This window comes from Ilumatobacter fluminis (genome assembly GCF_004364865.1).
GTDB classification, from domain to species: domain Bacteria; phylum Actinomycetota; class Acidimicrobiia; order Acidimicrobiales; family Ilumatobacteraceae; genus Ilumatobacter; species Ilumatobacter fluminis.
Genome location: NZ_SOAU01000001.1, coordinates 4278032 through 4294076, shown reverse-complemented (window position 1 = coordinate 4294076; position 16045 = coordinate 4278032). Strand labels below are relative to the sequence as shown.

Below are 16045 nucleotides of genomic sequence, written 5' to 3'. Positions count from 1 at the left end.
GGGTTCGACCAGTGCCCGACCGGGAACACTGGCGTCATGCCTGCCGCTCCCGCCGCCAAGTCGTGCGTCGTGTGCGGTCGCACGATCACGTGGCGGAAGAAGTGGGAGCGCGACTGGGACGCGGTGAAGTACTGCTCGTCGATGTGCCGTCGTCGCGGCCGGCGACCCGACGACGAGGCACTGGAGGTGGCGATCCTCGAGCTCCTCGAGGAGCGGGCGCGGACGGCCACCATCTGTCCGTCCGAGGCAGCCCGCCTCGTCGCCGGCCGCAACGGGGCGATCGGCGAGGAGTGGCGTGACCTGATGGAACCTGCCCGTGCCGCCGCCCGCCGTCTGGTCGTCGGCGGTTCCGTCGAGATCGTGCAACGGTCGCAGGTCGTCGACCCGTCGACTGCCAAGGGCCCGATCCGGATCCGTCGCCGACGCCGCTGAGCACGGCCCTCCACGTCGTCCGGCTCGTCGGGCCTCCGGCATGTGCAACAGACTCGGCCCATGACGGAGCGCACGGTCATCACGGTCCTCGAACCGCACGACGAGTACCCGCACGAACCCGACGCGGCCGAGAACTACAACGAGTCGATGTACCTCAACGCGTTCGATCTCGAGCGCGAGGTGGGCGGATGGTTCCGACTCGGCAACCGGGTCAACGAGGGCTACGCCGAGATGACGGTGTGCGTCTATCTGCCCGGTGGACGTGTCGGGTTCATGTACCAGCGACCCACGATCGACACGAACGACGCCATGGACGCCGGCGGTCTCCGTATCGAGGTCGTCACCCCGTTCGAGGAGCTGCGCATCACCTACGACGGCAACCTGTGCGTGCTCGACGACCCGCTCCAGATGGCCGACCCGCGCCAGGCGTTCCGTGACAACCCGCACGTGCCCTGCACCGTCGATCTGACCGTTCGCGGCATGTCGCCCATGTACGGCGGCAAGCCGCAGTACGACGACGGGACCGAACTCGAGACCGACCCCGAGAAGAGCTTTGCCAAGGCCCACTACGAGCAGCACACGACCGTGACCGGCACGATCGTCGTCGGCGACGAGGCCGTCACCATCGACGGCTACGGGTTGCGTGACAAGTCATGGGGCCCTCGCTACTGGCAGGCGATCTCGTGGTACCGCTGGCTGCCGATCATGCTCGGCCCCGACCTGGCGATGATGCTGTCGGTCATCGACGGCGGCCCCGACCGTCCGCCCCGTCAGGGCGGCATGGTCTACAGCGGCGGCCGCTACCGCAAGCTCACCGAGGTCGACATCGACAGCGACTTCGACGAGCACGGCAACCAGACCGCCATGCGCTGCCGCGCCGTGACCGAGGACGGGGAGACGTACGAGGTCACCGGTGAGGTCATCTCGCTCATCCCGTTGCGCAACCGGCGGGCGAACCCCGATGGCGAGTTCATGACGACGCGCATCACCGAGGCGATGACCCGATACCAGTGCGGAGACCTGACCGGCGTCGGCATGTCGGAGTACCTCGACCAGGTCGTCGACGGCCGACCGGTCGGCCCCGACGTCCCACGCGAGGACACCTGACTTGAGTGAGCCTTGATCCGGGGTCGACCGGATCAAGGAGTTCCGGTGGCTCACTGGGGCTCGACGAAGGAGTCGAGCACATCGTGAGGAACCCGCCAGTGACAACGCACGCCCGACACACCGCGGCACCGACCCGATCGGGGTGGGCCACGTGAGGTCATCGCATCTCCCGGTCCGCACGCACGACGACGTCGGTGCCGTCGTGAACGAGTCGATCGTCTTCTCCGAGAGTGTCGGCCTCGGCACGGGACGGACCTCGCAGGTGACCTCGTTGGTGACGGCGATCGCCGAGGACATCGTCGCTCGGCGATCACGCGGCTGGATCACGGTGCAAGAAGTCCGCGACCGCGGAGTGCCGGGCGTGCTCGTCGAAGGAACCTCCGACGGGGCCTCCCCCAAGCGCGAGCTCGTGCTCGCCGACGCCCCCTGACGGCCCGGCGGGGGACTCCTCCCCATTCCGTGCAACGGCGACGATCCGTACCGTCGCTCGTGTCAAGCACGACCGGCTTCCGACGAGCGGGGCCGCAGAGAAGGAGCACCCCAATGACCCTCATCCGAGTCAATCCCGCAAGCGTCCGCAGCTACGGAGCCGCCGCCCAAGGTGAGTTCGACGCCATCACCGCCGAGCTCGGCCGGCTCGCCGACGACGTCGTCTCGGTCCACTACTTCGGCCCGAACGCCGTCCAGTTCAAGACCGAGTGCGGCCGGCTCGCCGAGGAGTTCGGCCGGGCGCTGCACCGCAGCATGGGAGCGATGGCCGACGCCGTCCGCGTCTCGACGTCGAACATCGCCGCCAGCCTCGGCGGCGCACCGATCGACATCACGCTCGCCGACAAGGCGATCAGCGCTCCGGCCCCCGCAGTCGTCGACTACGTCGACGTCGATACCGCCGCCCTCGAGGCGCTCATGCCCGTCGTCGACGCACACTTCGCCTCGATCCGCGAGTCGATGCAGCGCAACCTCGCAGCCCTCCAGCGCACCGACTGGGAAGGCAACGCGAAGCAGAACGCCGTCGGCGCCGTGCAGGCCCTGACCGGCAGCGCGTCGTCGACCTGTGACGAGGCACGCACCCAGCTGACCACCTTCATCCGCAACCAGATCGACAGCGCCGTCCTCGCCGACGTCTGATCCGGCCCGCCGCATGTCCACCGATGACCCAACCCGTCGGTCCGACGTGCGAGCCGGCGTGCCGACCGGTGCCGTCCCGTCCCACGCGGCACCGGTCGAGCACGACCTCCCACCCGGCCGCCCGTCGTTGGCCCGCCGCCACCGACCCGACTTCACGACGGCCGGAGTGTTCGGGAGCGGCTTCCGAACCCTCATCGACCTGGCGCTCGTTCCGGTCGACGGTCACATCGTGCTCGAGTTCGCCGACGCCCGAACCCTGCGGTTCGTGCCCACCTCGACCGGCTGGCTGTGCACCGCCGGACCGCTCCACACCCTCACCGTCGACGACCGGACCTGGCACCTCGGTCTCGACGCCGCCCACGGCGCGGCGACGGCCCGGTTCGACGAACTCGGGCGGCTCACCGCCTGGACGTCGAGTGCCGCCTCGATCCGGCTGCGGCGAGATGCCGCGGGCCGGGCGATCTCGATCGACGACGGGGGCCACCGGCTCCACCTCGACTGGGCCGACGGCTCGATCGCGCAGGCAGCGACCGACCGGGGCCAGACCGTCACCTACCGCTACGAGATCGACCGGGACGGCCTGCGCCGACTCGTTCGCGTCCACCGGCCCGACGGCGTCGTCTCGTACACGTGGGTCGACGGGCGCGCCCGACGCCGACACCTGGCAGCGGTCGGGTGACGGGGAGTCGTCCCCATGTCCACGGCGACCCGACGTCCGTACGGTCGATCACGTGCACGAGATCGCCCTCCGCCTCCGCCTCGGTGACGAGACCCGCGACGTGGTCGCCGCGGTCGACGACGATCACGTCGGCGCCGACCTCAGCCTGGCGATCGCCGCGTCCACCGGGCTCGGTCCGGCCACCCGGTTCACGATCCGGCGTACCGGCCGGTCGATCGATCTCGACCGCCCGGTCGGCGAACTCGACCTGCTGACCGGCGACGAACTCGTCGTCGGAGGCACCGCTGCACCCGATTCGACCCCGCGACGGGCGCTCGCACTCGATGTTGTGGCGGGACCGGCGTCGGGCGAGTCGTTCGTCCTGCGGACCGGGGCCAACACGATCGGTCGGAGTTCGGCCGCCGACTGCACGATCGGTGATCCCACCGTGTCGCGCGTGCATGCGACCCTGTCGGTCGATCGGACCGGTTCGATCGAACTGGCCGTCGCCCCCGACGCATCGAACGGCGCAGCGGTCGACGGCGATCCGGTCGCCCCGGGTGACAGCCGCCGGCTCTGTGTCGGCCAGACGGTCGTCTTGGGAGGAACCCGAGCCGTCGTCCGACGGTTCGAGCGGCAGCCGTGTGATGGGCGCGACCGTCTCGGGCAACTCGCCTTCCACCGCACGCCCTACCGACCACCGACCGTCCGGCCCGTCGCCGTCGACCCGATCGGTCCGATCCCAACGCGCCCCGAACCTCGCCGCCTCCAGTTCATCGCCGTGCTGGCACCGCTCGTCGCCGGTGTCGCCATGTACCTGATCACCGGACAGGCGACCTTCCTCCTGTTCACCCTCATCTCGCCGGTCGTGATGATCGGGACGGCGATCGACGACCGACGATCGGGTCGCCGCAACGTCGTCGACGACCTGGCGACGTTCCGGTCGATGCTGAGCGAGCGTCGCCGACAACTCGACGAACTCGCCGCCGACGAAGCCCGGCGACGTCACGTGGCCTCGCCCGACGTCGCCGATCTCGCCCGTCGCGCCGCTCTCCGCACGGTCGACCTGTGGGAACGAGGACGCGACGCGCCCGACGTCCTGCACGTGCGGCTCGGCCTCGGCGACGACCGAGCCGCGTTCGAGGTGGCGCTCGAGTCCGGCGGCGACGCCGACCTGCGGGTCGAGGCCGAGCATGCCGTCCGAGGCGCCGAACGATTGTCGGCGGTGCCGGTCTGTCACCCGCTCACCGAACGGCATCTGGCGGTGCACGGCGATCCGGTCCTCGTCGACGGAGCGGCGTCGTCGGTCGTCCTGCACACGGCCGCCCTCCACAGCCCCGACGACGTCGCCATCGCACTCGCTGCCTCTCCGGTGCGCAACCTCGGGTGGACGAAGTGGCTCCCACATCTGCGCGCCGTGACGTCGCCCCTGGCGGGCCCGCATCTGGCCGACGACACCGACGGTGCCGACGACCTCGTCGCCCGCCTCATCGACGTGGTCGAGCAACGGCTCGACCACCCGATACACGGCACCATGACCACCCGGCCTCGAATGGTCGTCGTGCTCGACGCGACGCTGCGACCCGACCCGACGGCGGTCGCCCGTCTGCTCGACCAGGCGCTCGACGTCGGGATCAGCATCGTGTGGTTGGCCGACCGTGCCGCCGACGTGCCGCGACAGGCGGGCGGCATTCTCGCCGTGTCGCAGGCCGACGGGGCGCGTCTCGTCGGCCGCCTCTGGTCGACCGACCCCGACGTCGCCGATCGCGATCTCGAACTCGACCACGTCCGTCCGGTCGTCGCCGAACGGGCAGCACGTGCGCTGGCACCCGTGCGCGACGCGTCGACGGCGTCGCTCGCCACGGCGATCCCGCGCACCGTGCCGCTGTTCGACGTGATCGGAGCGCCGACGCCCGACTCGGTCGCCACGGCGTGGTCGGTGTCGGCAACGACCCCTGCCCTGCCGTTCTCGATCGGCGTCGGTGCGGACGGCCCGGTCGAACTCGACCTGGTCGCCGACGGCCCCCACACCCTGATCGGCGGCACGTCGGGATCCGGCAAGAGCGAGCTGCTCCAGTCGATGGTCGCCGCCCTCGCGGCGCGGCACTCACCGGAGCGGCTCAACTTCTTGTTCGTCGACTACAAGGGCGGGGCGTCGTCACAGGTGTTCGAGCGGTTGCCGCACACGGTCGGCTACGTCACGAACCTGTCGGCCGGCCTTGCGCTGCGGGCGCTCGTGTCGTTGCGCGCCGAACTCGAACGACGCATGGCGCTGCTCGAAGGGCGAGCGAAGGATCTCGCCGAGCTGCTCGAACGCGATCCGGCGCTGACGCCCCCGTCGCTCGTCATCGTCGTCGACGAGTTCGCCACCCTCGTCAAGGAGGTGCCCGACTTCGTCGCCGGCATCGTCGACATCGCCCAGCGCGGCCGCAGCCTCGGCATCCACCTGGTGCTCGCCACACAACGGCCGACCGGAGCGGTCGACGAGAACATCCTCGCGAACACGAACTTGCGCATCTCGCTCCGCATGCTCGATCGATCCGAGTCGTCGGCGATCCTCGACAGCCCGGACGCCGCCGACATCCCGGCACCGCTGCGCGGGCGAGGGCTCGTTCGGCGTGGCCCGCGCACCCTCGTCGAGTTCCAGAGTGCCTTCGCCGGGGCGCCGTCGATCGGCGCCGTCGAACGACCACCGGTCGCCGTCGCCCCGTTCGACCGTCCGGATGCGACCGCTGCCATCGCGACGGCATCGGCGGGCGACGGGCGCACCCAACTCGAGGTCGTGCTCGACGCGATCGCCGAGGCGAACACGCGACTCGGTCTCGAGCCGCCTCGGCGACCGTGGCGCGAGAACCTGCCCGCTGCTGTCGACGCCGGCGACCTCGAGCACGACCGGCACGACGAGCCGGGTCGGCGGATCGCGATCGGCCTGTTCGACGCGCCGGAACGCCAGGAGCAGGGCGTGGCGATCGTCGACCTCGAACGCACCGGCGGACTCACGGTGTACGGATCGGGCGGCGCCGGCAAGACGACGGCGCTGCGCACCATCGCCGCCGACGCCGAGCGTGCCGGTGCACGGACGATGGTGCTCGACTTCGCGTCGCGCGGGCTGGTCTCGCTGCGCGCGCTGCCGTCGGTGATCGGGGTCGCGACCGGTGACGACCTCGAAGCGGTGACCCGACAGCTGATGGTGCTCGACGAGGAACTCCACCGACGACGCTCGATCCTGGCAGCGTCCGGGGCCGAGCACCTGACGGCACACCATCGGGCCGGGGGCGAACGGCTCGAACGCATCGTCGTGCTGATCGACGGGTTCGGCGCGCTGGCAGACGTCCTGCTCGACCCGCTCGCGGCGGGATCGGGCGGGGACGGTTGGTCCGACCTGGTGCAGCGCATCGTCGTCGACGGGCGACAGGTCGGCATGCACGTCGTCGTCACGGCCGACCGGCGGGCGGCGATCCCGACGCGACTCCAGTCCGCGATCGGAGCGAGGCTCGTGCTGCACCACGCAGACCCGCAGTCGTACGCCGACCTCGGCGTGCCGGCCGACCGTGCTGCCGGCATCGCCGACAATGCCGGCCGAGGGTTGCTCGACGGTGTCACCGTGCAGGTCGCGGTCGAAGGAGACGACCCGACGGCTCGCGGCCAGGCTGCTGCCATCGGGCTCCTCGCCGCGGACCGGACGGACGCCGGCACCGAGCGGTTGCGAAGCGAGCCGTTGCCCGAGCGCGCGTCCGGACCGGGGTTCGCCGTCGCCGACGTCACTGGCCGGCGGGTCGGGATCGACATCGAGTGGTCGCACGCCGTGATCGTCGGACCGGGCCGGTCGGGGCGGTCGACGGCGCTGGCGGCGGCGTTCGACGCGATCGCCGCCGGCGAGTGCTACGTCGTCGGGCCGGCATCGAGCCCACTGGCCGATCGGGGGTTGCCGCCGAGTCGGAGCCGATTCGGTCGTGCGCCGGCTGTCGCCGAACTGCTCGACCGCGTCGCCAACCGTCTCGTGGGGTTGCTCCCCGACGACCGGGTCGTGCTGTTCGTCGACGATCTCGACGCGTTCGACGACCCGGTGCTCGAGCCGATCTGGGCGCGGCTGCTCGAACACGATGCCGTGCGCGTCGTCGCGACGATGGACACCCGGTCGATGTCGGGCTACACGACGAGCAGCGCCGTCAACGAACTTCGGCGGGCGCGCCGGATGCTCGTGCTGCAGCCCGACGACCCGACCGACTTCCTCCAACTCACCGGCACGAAGCTTCGCCTCCGGCCCGGTCTGCGACTCGTGCCCGGCCGTGGGGTGCTCCTCGTCGACCGCCTCCCGACGACGGTCCAGGTGGTCGATGCGTTCGCCGATCAGACGGCCCGAACGGTCGAGAACCTCGCGACCGCCTCGTAGCGCGAACCGGTGTCCGACAGCGTGCTCTCGACGAGCACGATCTCGTCGACGGGAAAGCGCCCGCCGACCGGCTCGCCCGGCAGCCGAGACGTCGCACCCCGGCGGAGGCGGGCGACGGTGAGGTGCCCTCGGAACGAGTGACGAGGCGGATCGCCGAGGTCGGCCGTGGCGCGCGTGACCGACGCAGCGAGGTGGTCGACGCCGGCCACGGGTGCGACGACCTGCCGTGGCCCGAGGTGCTCGAGATGCGGCCCCATCTCGGCCTCGGCGAACGGCGTGGCCGTGGCCCGAAGTCGCTCGATCACGGTGGCCGTGTCGGCGTCGCCGAGGAAGCGCAGTGTCACGTGCCAGTTCTCGGGCGGCACCATCCGAACGCCCGACGAGTCGTCGACCGGGATCGTCGCCAGCACGTCGGCGATCTCGGGCGTCGGGAAGGCGGCCACGAACAGTCTCGGCACGACCCCATTCTCGCGATCCTTCCGCGGCCGGTCGCAACACGTACGGTGACGAGCGTGAAGATCGGCATCAACGGCTCCGACCAACTCGCCCAACCCGACCTCGGCACGATCACCGCGGCAGCGGTCGACGCCGAAGCGGCCGGCTTCGACAGCTACTGGCTCGCCCAGACGGCGCTGGTCGACGCCCAGGCCACGCTCGGGCTGGTCGGCACGAAGACCGAGTCGCTGACGCTCGGCACCGCGGTGGTGCCGACGTGGCCGCGACACCCGCACGCCATGGCGGCGTCGGCGCTCACGGCGCAGGCGGCGTCCGACGGCCGGTTCGTGCTCGGCATCGGTCTGTCGCATCGACCCGTCGTCGAGAACTACTACAAGATGGAGTGGCGCAAGCCGGTCCGCCACATGCTCGACTACCTCGACATCCTGCTCCCGCTGCTCGAGACGGGTTCGTCGAACCACGAGGGCGAGTTCTTCAGCTTCGTGGGCGAGGGCACCCGCCCGACCACGACCCCGCCGAAGGTGATGCTCGCCGCGCTCGGCGACCAGATGCTGCGGGTCGCGGGCAAGCGCACCGACGGCACGATCCTGTGGTGCGTCGGCCCGAAGACGATCGAGCAGCAGATCAAGCCGGCGATCGACGCCGCCGCCGACGAGGCCGGCCGGCCGACGCCCAGCATCGTGTGCAGCCTGCCGGTCTGGGTCACCGACGACCCGCAGTCGGCGCGCGACTTTGTCGGCCAGATCCTGTCGATCTACGCCGAGCTGCCGTCGTACCGGGCGATGCTCGACATCGAGGGCGTGCACGGACTGGCCGAACTGTCGCTGATCGGTAGCCACGAGGAGGTCGTCGACGGTATCGAGAAGATCCGCGCTGCCGGCGCCACCGACTTCACCGCCGTCGTGATGGGCGGCAACCCCGACGAACACGCCGCCACCCGAGCCGCCCTCCTCGCCGCCCGCTGACCCGCGGAAGCAGTCCGACTTCTTCCGCGGGTCACTTGGCGGTGGTGCCGCCGTCGACGGGCAGGATTGCGCCGGTGATGTAGGAGGCGGCGGAGCCGGCGAGGAAGACGACGACGTCGGCCATCTCGCCGGGTTCGGCGAACCGGCCCATCGGAGTGTCGCCGGTGAAGGCCCGCTCGAAGTCGGCGTCCGACATGTCGCCGCCGATCCGGTCGCGCAGGTCCCACATCATCCGGGTACCGGTCGGCGACGGACAGATCGCATTGACCCGGATCGTCCCAGCGAACTCGATCGCGGCCGACCTCGTGAGGCCGATGACGGCGTGCTTGCTCGCTGCGTAGCCGGCGATGCGCGCACCGCCGCCCAGCCCGGCGATCGAGGAGTTGTTGACGATCGCGCCGCCGCCCGACCGCAACATCAGCGGTGCGGCGTGCTTGATGCCCAGGAAGACGCCGCGCACGTTGATCGCCATGATGCGGTCGAACTCGTCGTCGGGGTACTCGGCGATCGGCGCCGCCGGGCCTTCGATGCCGGCGTTGTTGAACAACGCATCGAGACGTCCGAACCGGACGGTGCACCGCTCGATCACGCGCGCCCAGTCGTCCGACGAGGCGACGTCGGCCTCCACGTACTCGATCGCCGTGATGCGGGCGGCGTCGGCCAGGTCGTCGAACGGGGCTCCGGGGAGGTCGGTGGCGACGATGTCGTAGCCCGCATCTGCGAAGCGCTCGACCGTGGCGCGGCCGATGCCGCGCGCGGCGCCGGTGACGACGACGACGGGTCGGGGGCCGTTCACGAGCGAGCCGCCGCGAGCAGGGCGTCCATCTTGGCCGGACGTCGGAGATCGGGCCGGGTCCGCAGCGAACACGGGTCGTCGAGGTCGTCGAACTCGACGAACTCGACCCAGTTGCCGTCGAGGTCGGTCATGCGGGCGATCCGGAGTCCGTCGACTTCGATCGTCTCGTCGGCGAGCGCGAAGCCGTTGGCGAGCGCCCGCTCGACCGTGTCGTCGATCGACGTCGTCTCGAACGCGAGGTGCCCGGCACCGACCGCTTCGTAGTCGCGGACCGGTTCACCGACCGGCGCCGGGGCGTCGTACTGCCACATCTCCACCGAGCCGTTCGGCACCCTGACGAACGTGACACGCACGTCGACGCCGGCGAGGCCCGTTCCCCGGTCGAACTCGGAGTGCCCGGCGAGACGGATCGGTGGCGTCGGCTCGGCGTCGAGCACCGTCGCGTACGAAGCGGCGAGGCGGTCGATGTCGGGGCTGACGATCGCTCCGTGCGACAACCACGGGTCGAGATCGGCGGGTGCGTGCGGTGCGCCTTCGATTTCGATGATGTCGTGCTCGGCGTCTCGCACGTAGAGGTAGGTGAATCCGGTGCCGAGTTCGATCGGTCCGTCGTGGCGGGTGATCTCGCGATCGGCGAGGCGCGTGTCGATCGGAGTGGTGTTGCCGGTCTGGATGGAGGAGTGGGCGACACCGGCCACGTTGACGCTGCGGAGGGTCGGTTCGCCGGTGGTGGCGCCGACGAGCTCGAGCCAGCCGTTGGGTCCGTGCAGCAACGCGGTGGCGCCGACGTTCCTGCCGGCGCAGAGCGGCGAGTCGCCGGCTGCCGTGTGCGTGACCGGCCAGCCGGTGATCGCCGCGTGGTCGTCGGCGACGGTCGCCACGTCGGCGACCGCACGGCCCACGTGGTGCAGCCCGATCAGCATGTCGTGCTCGTCATCGTCGTCATGTCGTTCCTCGTCGTGTCGTGGTTCGTCAGCTCATGGTTCGTCGGCTCGTCGGCCGTTGACACGGCCGCTTGTTGACAGTAAATCTAATAAGAGATCGACCGCGCCGCAAGGGTCGCGGCGCACGGATCGGAGGCAGCAGACATGGACCTGGGATTGAGCGGAGCGCGCATCGTCGTCACCGGTGGGAGCCGCGGGATCGGACGGGCGACCGTCGAACTGCTCGTGGCCGAAGGGGCACGGGTTGCGACGTGCGCACGCGGGCGTGAGTCGCTCGACGATCTCGCCGCTGCGGTCGACGTCGGTGACCGGCTCCGAACCGACCAGGTCGACGTGACGGCCGACGGCGCCGTCGAGGAGTGGATCTCCGACGTCGCCGACGCGTGGGGTGGTATCGACGGGTTCGTCAGCAACGTGTCGGCGCGCGTGTACCGGACCGACATCGGGCGCTGGCCCGAGACGTTCGACATCGACCTCTATCAGCACGTGCGCGCCATCGATGCGGTCGTGCCGCACCTGCGCGAGTCGAACGGGTCACTCGTCGTGATCTCGTCGATCGCCGCCGTCCTGTCCGAACTGCCCGACCTGGACCGTGCCTACGGCCCGATGAAGGCGGCCCTGACGCAGTACGCGTCGCAGCTCGCCCAACTGGAGGGACGCAACGGCGTGCGCGTGAACGTCGTCTCACCCGGACCTATCCACGTCGACGACGGATTCTGGGGGCAGGTGCGCGACGGGATGCCCGAGGTCTACGACGGCGTGGCGGCGCGATCGGTCTTCGGTCGGCTCGGCCGCCCGGAGGAGGTCGCCGCCGGGGTCGTGTTCCTGCTCGCCCCGGTCAACGCCTACACCACCGCCGCCAACCTCCACATCGACGGCGGCCTCGTCCGAGCCGCCCGCTACTGACCTCGGACGGCGCCCGACCGCCCGATGTGGGTCAGGTGGGGAGGAGGTCGGTGCGGCCGATCTGGGTGAGGAGGCTGAGGACGTCGAGGTAGACGCGTTCGTTGGTGATCTTGTCGCCGTCGAAGGAGAACACGGCGATCGTCGGGACCCGGAACGCCTGCCCGGTCGGGGCGCCGCCGACGAACTCGCCGGTGTTGGTGCCGATCAGGTCGAACTCGGCGATCACCGTGTCGTCGTCGGCCACATGGAAGCGGGCGTTCTCGTGCCGCTGGTCGGGGAACGCCTGCCGCTGCGCCCGGTGGTAGGCGAGCACCTCGTCGTCGCCCTCGTGCACCTGGTCGAGCGGCACGATCTCGTATCGCGGCGTGCCGGCGAACGTGGCCAGGCACGCGTCCCAGTCGTGGTCGACCTCCGACCGGAAGTGCACGTCGAGGGTGGCGAGCCGACGCTCCCGCAGTTCGTCGCTGATCATGCGGCGACGGTAACCGCCCACGCACCCGTCGGTCCGACCGGCCGGGACGCGCCGATCCCCCGGACCGGAGTCCGGGGGATCGACGATCGTCGAGTCGGCTCCCGCCGAGCCGACTCGAGTTCAGCAGGCGACGTCGTTGCGTCGGCGCCGTGCCTGCATCAGCAGTGCAGCGCCCAGCACGACCGACGCAAACGCCATTGCGACGATGCTTCCGGTCGTGTCCGAGCCGGTGCTGGGCAGCGTGCCGGTCGGCGTTTCCGGTGTGGCCGTGACGGCGGCCGACTCACCGGCGGCGTTCTGGGCCACGACGGTGAACACCGTGCCGAGTGACAGCCCCTCGAACGTGCACGAGGTGGTCTGCGCGTCGGTTTCGCAGGTCTGGCCGCCACCGCTCACGACGTAGCCGGTGACCGGCGATCCGTTGACGTCGAGCGGCGCTGCCCACGACACGGTCACGCCACCGGCGATCTGGCGCACGGTCGGGGTCATCGGCGCCGAGGGGGCGCCCGCGGGCACGACGGCTTCGGTCGGTGCCGACGCCGCACTGGACCCGACGGCGTTCACGGCGACGACCTCGAACGTGTACGACGTCCCGTTGACCAGTCCGTCGATGATGCACGGCGACGAGTCGCACTCGGTGCCCTCGGCCGCCTCGATGAAGCTCGACGAGATGTCGGCCAATGGGCACAGTGCGTTCCCGCACGACGCCGTGACGACGTAGCCCGTGATCGGGCTGCCGCCGTTCGTGGCCGGCGCATCGAAGCTGATCGTGGCCTGTCGGTCGCCAGCGACGGCGACCGCGTTCATCGGCGCATCGGCGACGGTGGCCGGCGTGACGGCAGAGCTGGGCTGCGACGCCGGGCCGGTACCGACGCCGTTGGTGGCGGCGACGGTGAAGGTGTAGGCGGTGCCGTTGGTCAACCCGTCGATGACGCACGGCGACGCCGAGCAGGCGATCGTGCGCCCACCGGGCTGGACGGTCACGTTGTAGCCGGAGACGGCGGCGCCGTTGGGCGCCGGAGCGGTGAACGACACGGTGGCCTGTGCGTTGCCCCGCACCGCCGACACGCCGGTGGGTGCGCCCGGCACGGTGGCGGGAACGACGGTGTTCGACGGGGTCGATGCCGGGCCGGTGCCGACGCCGTTGGTGGCGGTGACGGTGAAGGTGTAGGTGGTGCCGTTGGTGAGGCCGGTGACGTCGCACGGCGACGCGGCGCAGGGGGTCTGGGCACCGCCGGGCTGGGCGGTCACCGTGTAACCGGTGACGGCATCACCGTTCGAGTTCGGTTCGGTGAAGGCGATCGTCGCCGAACCGTTCCCACGGCTCGCCGTCACGTCGAACGGTGCCCCAGGAACGCCGGCCGGAACGACGTCCGAGCTCGGCGTCGATGCCGGGCCGGTGCCGACGCCATTGGTGGCGGTGACGGTGAAGGTGTAGGTGGTGCCGTTGGTGAGGCCGGTGACGTCGCAGGGTGATGCGGCGCAGGGGGTCTCGGTGCCGCCGGGCTGGGCGGTCACCGTGTAACCGGTGATGGCATCGCCGTTCGCCGCCGGGGCGACGAAGGTCACGGTCGAGCCGGCATCGGTGCGCACAGCCTCGACGGCGGTCGGGGCATCGGGCACCGTCGCCGGTGTGGCCGAGACCGGCGCCGACGGAGAGCCGGCCCCCATGTCGTTCACGGCGACGACCGTCACCGAGTACGAGGTGCCGTTGGTGAGGCCGGTGACGTCGCACGGCGACGCGGCACACGGCACGGTTCTGTCGCCGGGCTGAACGGAGATCGAGTAGCCGGTGATCGCACCGCCGCCGTCGGAGACGGGCGCGTCGAACGACACCGACACCTGCTGATCGCCACGGGTGACGACGACCGACTCCGGTGCCCCCGGCGTCGTGTGCGGGGTGATGGCGTTCGACGGGTTCGATGCCGGGCCGGTGCCGACGACATTGATGGCGGCGACGGTGAAGGTGTACGTGGTGCCGTTGGTGAGGCCGGTGACGTCGCAGGGCGATGCGGCGCACGCGGTCTGGGCGCCGCCGGGCTGAGCGGTCACCGTGTAGCCGGTGATCGCCCTGCCGCCGGTGGAGGCGGGGGCGGTGAACGACACGGTCGCCTCGGTGTCGCCCTCGGTCGCGCTGACGCCGGTCGGAGCGCCGGGCGTGGTCGCGGGCGTCACGGCGTTCGACGGGGTCGATGCCGGGCCGGTGCCGACGGCGTTGGTGGCGGTGACGGTGAAGGTGTAGGTGGTGCCGTTGGTGAGGCCGCTGACGGTGCACGGCGAGGCCGCACACGAGGCGTTCGCGCCGCCGGGCGATGCGGTGACGGTGTAGCCGGTGATCGCGGCGCCGCCGTCGTCGGCAGGGGCGACGAATGCGACCGACGCCGATGCGTTGCCGCCGTTCGCGACGACCGAGGTCGGGGCATCGGCGAGACCGATCGGTGTGGCGCTGATGGTGTTGCTCGCAGCACCCGAGCCGGCCGAGTTGACCGCGCGGATGCGCACGTCGTAGTCGACGCCGTTGCTCAGGTTCCCGATCGTCGCCGAGACGGTCGTGACGAGGTTGCCGTCGACGGTGTCGCTCGACGACGTCGTGGCGATCGACGTCCAGCTGCCCCCGTCGATCGAGACCTCGTAGCCGGTGATCTCGGCACCGCCGTTGGCGGGCGGGTTCCAACTGAGTGAGATCGATTCGTCACCGGCGCTCCCGCTGACGACCGGCGCTGCCGGAGCAGACGCGGCCGCGGCGACCGTGATCGCGGTCGAGGCGGTCACGATGCCGGCGAAGCCGGTGCCGAGTGAGGAGTCGCTGTTCTGCTGGCCGCCGTACTCCACGATGTAGCCGGCGATGCCGTTCGCCGAGTTCGGCAGGTCGTTCCAGTTGCCGACGCTGCCGCCCCAGTTGGTGACGGCCGAGTTCTCGGTGAGGCCGGAGTTGTTCGGCTCGCCCGACGCCCAGCTGCTGAAGTAGTTCGCCTGGTCGACGAAGGTGCAGGCACCGTCGAGGTTCGAGCACACGGCGCCGACGGTGCCGGCGGCGGGGCCGCTCGGAACACGCCAGACGCGTGCGTAGGCCGTCCCGTTGTAGACGTTGCCCGGCGCAGACTGATGGGCGCGCAGGCCGAACCAGACGTTGTCCGCGTTCTGGATCTTGCTGGCCAGGAAGCTGTTGATCTCGGCGCTGACGACCGCGGCGAGGTAGCCCGACTGACCGCGATAGGTGCGGCCGAGAGCCGCCACCTGGGCGCTGCTCCACGTGATGTTCGGCGCCGCGACGTACTCGTAGAAGTGCTGGTTCGACGGCAGGTAGTTGTACGCCGCCTCGTCCGGCATTGCGGTCAACGAGACGTTCGCCGTTGCGTCGCCGGCGGGCACGGTCAGGCGGGCCGAGGCGAGACCGGCGTTGATGTCGCTCTGGCTGCCGCTGAAGGTGATCGACGCCGTACCGCTCCAGTTGTTCCCGTAGCCGAGCGTGAGGCCGCCGGTCGAGGTGATCTGGAGCGTGCCGCGGTCGGTGGAGAGGGTGGCCCGCACGGTGCCGGTGGCGCCGGCGATCGACAGGCCGCTCAACGTCGTGGTCGACGACGGCGCCACTCGGGCGGTCGTGGTCGGGGTCGCCGTCAGGCCGTTCGCTTCGGCGATGGGCGTCGAGATGAGCGTGACGGTGGAGAGGAACATGGCAAGGGCGGCCAGGACAGGAACCGACCACCGTTGCCAGAACGGTGTGATAGTGGGTTGATGCACGGGGCAGGTATCGGGCGGCTGAGCTGGGGACTTGAGCTCGTTCTGAC

At 70.7% G+C, this 16045-nt stretch carries 13 protein-coding genes; 8 read left to right on the top strand and 5 right to left on the bottom strand.

Going from position 1 to position 16045, the window contains the following annotated elements:
- Window positions 1–36 precede the first annotated feature (36 nt).
- The 6 genes from BDK89_RS19435 to BDK89_RS19410 all read left to right on the top strand — a co-directional run bounded on the left by BDK89_RS19435 (window position 37) and on the right by BDK89_RS19410 (window position 7718).
- Window positions 37–432 carry a DUF2256 and DUF3253 domain-containing protein gene (locus BDK89_RS19435; protein ID WP_133870533.1) on the top strand — a complete coding sequence of 132 codons (396 nt, stop codon included), beginning with the start codon at window positions 37–39 and terminating at the stop codon, window positions 430–432.
- A 60-nt stretch (window positions 433–492) separates the two neighbouring features.
- A complete protein-coding gene (locus BDK89_RS19430; protein WP_133870532.1) occupies window positions 493–1539 on the top strand; it encodes a DUF7064 domain-containing protein in 1047 nt (348 codons plus the stop codon).
- 151 nt (window positions 1540–1690) lie between these two features.
- On the top strand, window positions 1691–1969 hold the full coding sequence (locus tag BDK89_RS19425; protein WP_133870531.1) for a hypothetical protein: 279 nt from the start codon (window positions 1691–1693) through the stop codon (window positions 1967–1969).
- A 113-nt stretch (window positions 1970–2082) separates the two neighbouring features.
- Window positions 2083–2667 carry a hypothetical protein gene (locus tag BDK89_RS19420; RefSeq protein WP_133870530.1) on the top strand — a complete coding sequence of 195 codons (585 nt, stop codon included), beginning with the start codon at window positions 2083–2085 and terminating at the stop codon, window positions 2665–2667.
- A gap of 13 nt (window positions 2668–2680) precedes the next feature.
- Window positions 2681–3346 carry a hypothetical protein gene (locus tag BDK89_RS19415; protein ID WP_133870529.1) on the top strand — a complete coding sequence of 222 codons (666 nt, stop codon included), beginning with the start codon at window positions 2681–2683 and terminating at the stop codon, window positions 3344–3346.
- Between the two features lie 52 nt (window positions 3347–3398).
- Complete coding sequence (locus BDK89_RS19410) at window positions 3399–7718, top strand: FtsK/SpoIIIE domain-containing protein (protein ID WP_133870528.1); 4320 nt, start codon at window positions 3399–3401, stop codon at window positions 7716–7718.
- Here the strand turns inward: BDK89_RS19410 and thpR are convergent.
- A complete protein-coding gene (thpR, locus tag BDK89_RS19405) occupies window positions 7676–8176 on the bottom strand; it encodes an RNA 2',3'-cyclic phosphodiesterase (RefSeq protein WP_166657702.1) in 501 nt (166 codons plus the stop codon). The genes BDK89_RS19410 and thpR overlap by 43 nt on opposite strands.
- Before the next feature lie 54 nt (window positions 8177–8230).
- Here thpR and BDK89_RS19400 point away from each other — a divergent pair, with 54 nt between their 5' ends.
- Window positions 8231–9139, top strand: a complete 909-nt coding sequence (locus tag BDK89_RS19400; RefSeq protein WP_166657701.1) for a TIGR03564 family F420-dependent LLM class oxidoreductase — start codon at window positions 8231–8233, stop codon at window positions 9137–9139.
- Window positions 9140–9170: 31 nt separating this feature from the next.
- Here BDK89_RS19400 and BDK89_RS19395 read toward each other — a convergent pair whose 3' ends face one another.
- Together BDK89_RS19395 and BDK89_RS19390 are read right to left on the bottom strand one after the other, a co-directional pair.
- Window positions 9171–9935, bottom strand: coding sequence for an SDR family NAD(P)-dependent oxidoreductase (locus BDK89_RS19395; protein ID WP_133870526.1), 765 nt, complete (start codon window positions 9933–9935; stop codon window positions 9171–9173).
- Entirely contained in the window at window positions 9932–10858 is a 927-nt protein-coding gene (locus BDK89_RS19390; protein ID WP_133870525.1) for a VOC family protein, read from the bottom strand. Before BDK89_RS19390 ends, BDK89_RS19395 begins: the two co-directional genes overlap by 4 nt.
- 165 nt (window positions 10859–11023) lie before the next feature.
- Between BDK89_RS19390 and BDK89_RS19385 the strand changes: the two genes are divergently transcribed.
- Window positions 11024–11785 (top strand): SDR family NAD(P)-dependent oxidoreductase, encoded by a 762-nt coding sequence (locus BDK89_RS19385; RefSeq protein WP_133870524.1) that lies wholly within the window; start codon window positions 11024–11026, stop codon window positions 11783–11785.
- Window positions 11786–11816: 31 nt separating this feature from the next.
- Here the strand turns inward: BDK89_RS19385 and BDK89_RS19380 are convergent, their stop codons facing one another.
- Together BDK89_RS19380 and BDK89_RS19375 are read right to left on the bottom strand one after the other, a co-directional pair.
- The gene (locus tag BDK89_RS19380; protein ID WP_133870523.1) at window positions 11817–12257 is read right to left on the bottom strand and encodes an ester cyclase; all 441 of its coding nucleotides are present in this window, start codon (window positions 12255–12257) and stop codon (window positions 11817–11819) included.
- A 120-nt stretch (window positions 12258–12377) separates the two neighbouring features.
- Window positions 12378–15932 (bottom strand): beta strand repeat-containing protein, encoded by a 3555-nt coding sequence (locus BDK89_RS19375; protein WP_133870522.1) that lies wholly within the window; start codon window positions 15930–15932, stop codon window positions 12378–12380.
- Window positions 15933–16045 lie beyond the last annotated feature (113 nt).